Below are 2,764 nucleotides of genomic sequence, written 5' to 3' on the forward strand. Positions count from 1 at the left end.
CCTCCCCGGAGTCCTCCGGAGCGGAGTCGCCGTCGGCCTCGGAGGGCTCGCCGACGCGGGCGATCTCCGTGCCGACCTCGACGGTCTCGTCCTCGCCGACGAGGATCTCCAGGATGGTCCCTGCCACGGGGGAGGGGACCTCGGAGTCGACCTTGTCGGTGGAGACCTCGACGATGGGTTCGTCGACCTCGACCGTGTCGCCGACCTTCTTCAGCCAGGTGGTGACGGTTCCCTCCGTGACCGACTCGCCCAGGGCGGGCATCTTCACTGCTGTTGCCATGGTTGTTCTCCTTGTCGGTACGGGTCAGTTGTGGGAGTGCAGGGGCTTGCCGGCCAGGGCCATCGCGGCCTCGCCGATCGCCTCGTTCTGCGTGGGGTGGGCGTGGATCAGTGCGGCGACGTCCTCGGGGTAGGCCTCCCAGTTGACCATGAGCTCGCCCTCGCCCACCTGCTCGCCGATACGGGCCCCGATGCCGTGGAAGCCGACGATGGGACCGTCCTCGACGGAGACGAGCTTGATGAAGCCCGCAGTGTTGAGGATGTTGGACTTGCCGTTGCCCGCGAGGTTGTACTCCACGGTGCGCACGGCGTCGCCGTACTCCTCGCGGGCCTGCTTCTCGGTGAGGCCCACGGAGGCGATCTCGGGATCGGTGAAGGTGACACGCGGGATGCCCGACTCCACGATGGGGGCGGGCGAGAGTCCGGCGATCTCCTCGGCGACGAAGATTCCCTGGAGGAAGCCGCGGTGGGCCAGCTGGAGGCCCGGGACGATGTCACCGACGGCGTGGATGTTGGCGACACCGGTGTGGAGACGCTCGTCGGTGAGGACGAATCCGCGCTCCATGGGGATGCCCACCTGCTCGTAGCCGAGGTCGGCGGTGACGGGCCCACGGCCCACGGCCACCAGCAGGACGTCGGCGTCGTAGCTCTTGCCGTCCTCCGTGGAGACGTGCACCCCGCCCTCGTCCTGGGTGGCCCCGGCGAAGCGTGTGTTGGAGTGGAAGGCGATGCCGCGCTTGCGGAAGGCCCGCTCCAGCTGCTTGGAGACGGCCTCGTCCTCATTGGCCGCCAGCCGCGGCAGGGCCTCGATGACGGTGACCTCGGCGCCGAAGGACTTCCATGCGGAGGCGAACTCCAGCCCGATGACACCGCCGCCCAGCACGACCACGCGGGAGGGCACCCAGTCCATCTGCAGGGCCTGCTCGGAGGTGATCACCCGTCCCTCGATGGGCAGGTTCGGCAGGGTGCGCGAGTAGGAGCCGGTGGCCAGGACGATGTGGCGGCCGGTGACACGGCGCCCGTCGACCTCGACCGTGTCCTCGGAGACCAGGCGGCCCCAGCCCTGGATGATGTCGACCTTGCGGGAGGCCAGGAGGCCCTGGAGCCCCTTGTACAGCTTGGAGACGACGGAGTCGCGGTAGGCACCGACCTTCGGCATGTCGATGCCCTCGAAGGTCGAGCGGACCCCGAAGTGCTCCGAGTCGCGGATCGCGTCCGCGGTCTCGGCCGCGTGCAGGTAGGCCTTGGTGGGGATGCACCCACGGTGCAGGCAGGTGCCGCCGACCTTGTCGCCCTCGATGAGGGCCACCTTCAGGCCCAGCTGGGCGCCACGGAGCGCGGCGGCGTAACCACCGGACCCCGCTCCCAGGATGACGACGTCGTATCCGGGTTCGCTCACGTTCTCCACTCCTCGCGTCGGGTGTTCGGACCGTCACGGTCCGGCTGGGCCCATTGTCCCACCCGGGATGTGTTTTTTCCCGCCTGCCGGGATCGTGGGACGGGTGGCACCGCCCACACAGGTGCGCCGCGTCCCCACCGGGGCGCCGGGGGGTGGTCGGTACACGCCCGGCAACCGGCCCGGAACGCGAGCGGCAGGAAGGGGGACGGGACGGGTGGCCGTCCGGGTGTCCCGGAACACCTAGGATGTGGCCACACCCACGAAGGAGGCCGGGCATGACCACGGATGTCGACAGCGGCGCGTCCCCCCAGGAGGAGGACCAGGTCGTGGACACGCGGGGTCCCTCGCTCGGGCTCGGCCGCCTGGTGATGGCCGCCTTCTGGGTGTTCGGCGCCTGGGTCACGACCAACGCCGTCATCGACGTGCTCCACTGGAACTCCGGGCCGATCGGTCCCGTCCTGGTCGCCCTCGTCGCGGGACTCCTCTACCTGCTCTCCGCCCTCGCGCTGACCCACAACGGTCGGCGGATGCGCGTGATCGGCTGGGCGAGCGTCTCCGTGGAGGCCATCGGCCCGGTCCTCGTGGGCGTGCTCGGTGTGGGTGTCCCCCAGCTCAGCGATCCCCGTTCTCCCTGGGGGGCCTTCGGGGCGGACTACTGGTACATCCCCCTGGTCCTCCCCGTGGTCGGGCTCGTGTGGCTGTGGTGGTCCAACCCGCGTCGCATCGTGGAGCTGTCCGAACAGGTGGACAAGCCCCGCCGTCGCCGCGAGGACTGAGGCCGGGCGGGGTCGTCACCGTCGCGGACGTCGGCTCAGCCCTGATCCACCGTTCTTGGGATGGGTGGGTCGAGTGATTGCGTGGGAGGTCTGGTGGAAGGGTGTCGGGGTGGTGTGGGCGCGAGTGAGTCTCCGACCTCTCGTGTCGGCTTGTCCTGGGGTTCCTCGGGTTGGGCCCGGTGGGGCTGTGTGGGTGGGTGGTCAGGCCGCGATGGGTGGGCCAGCACCGGTGGCCCACAAGGTGGTGAGCTCGTCCTGCCAGGGCCAGTGGGTGGGGTAGTGCAGGATTCGACGCCTGGAGTGGTGGGCG

3 protein-coding genes are annotated in these 2,764 nt (G+C 69.9%); 1 reads left to right on the plus strand and 2 read right to left on the minus strand.

The window, feature by feature from the left end:
• Together BQ9890_RS03120 and lpdA are read right to left on the minus strand one after the other, a co-directional pair.
• On the minus strand, positions 1–280 hold a 280-nt coding region (locus BQ9890_RS03120), incomplete at its 3' end, for a biotin/lipoyl-containing protein (RefSeq protein WP_326844907.1).
• Between the two features lie 24 nt (positions 281–304).
• Entirely contained in the window at positions 305–1,678 is a 1,374-nt protein-coding gene (lpdA, locus tag BQ9890_RS03125) for a dihydrolipoyl dehydrogenase (RefSeq protein ID WP_075889286.1), read from the minus strand.
• 275 nt (positions 1,679–1,953) lie between these two features.
• Between lpdA and BQ9890_RS03130 the strand changes: the two genes are divergently transcribed.
• Positions 1,954–2,454: a hypothetical protein gene (locus BQ9890_RS03130; protein WP_075889288.1), complete on the plus strand. Its 501-nt coding sequence runs from the start codon at positions 1,954–1,956 to the stop codon at positions 2,452–2,454.
• The last annotated feature ends 310 nt before the right edge of the window (positions 2,455–2,764 follow it).

This window comes from Actinomyces provencensis, assembly GCF_900155435.1.
Classification (GTDB): Bacteria; Actinomycetota; Actinomycetes; order Actinomycetales; family Actinomycetaceae; genus Pauljensenia; species Pauljensenia provencensis.

What these genes read in the sequence shown, in the direction of transcription:
- BQ9890_RS03130 (WP_075889288.1), top strand. Translation starts at nt 1,954, where the DNA reads ATGACCACGGATGTCGACAGCGGCGCGTCCCCCCAGGAGGAGGACCAG.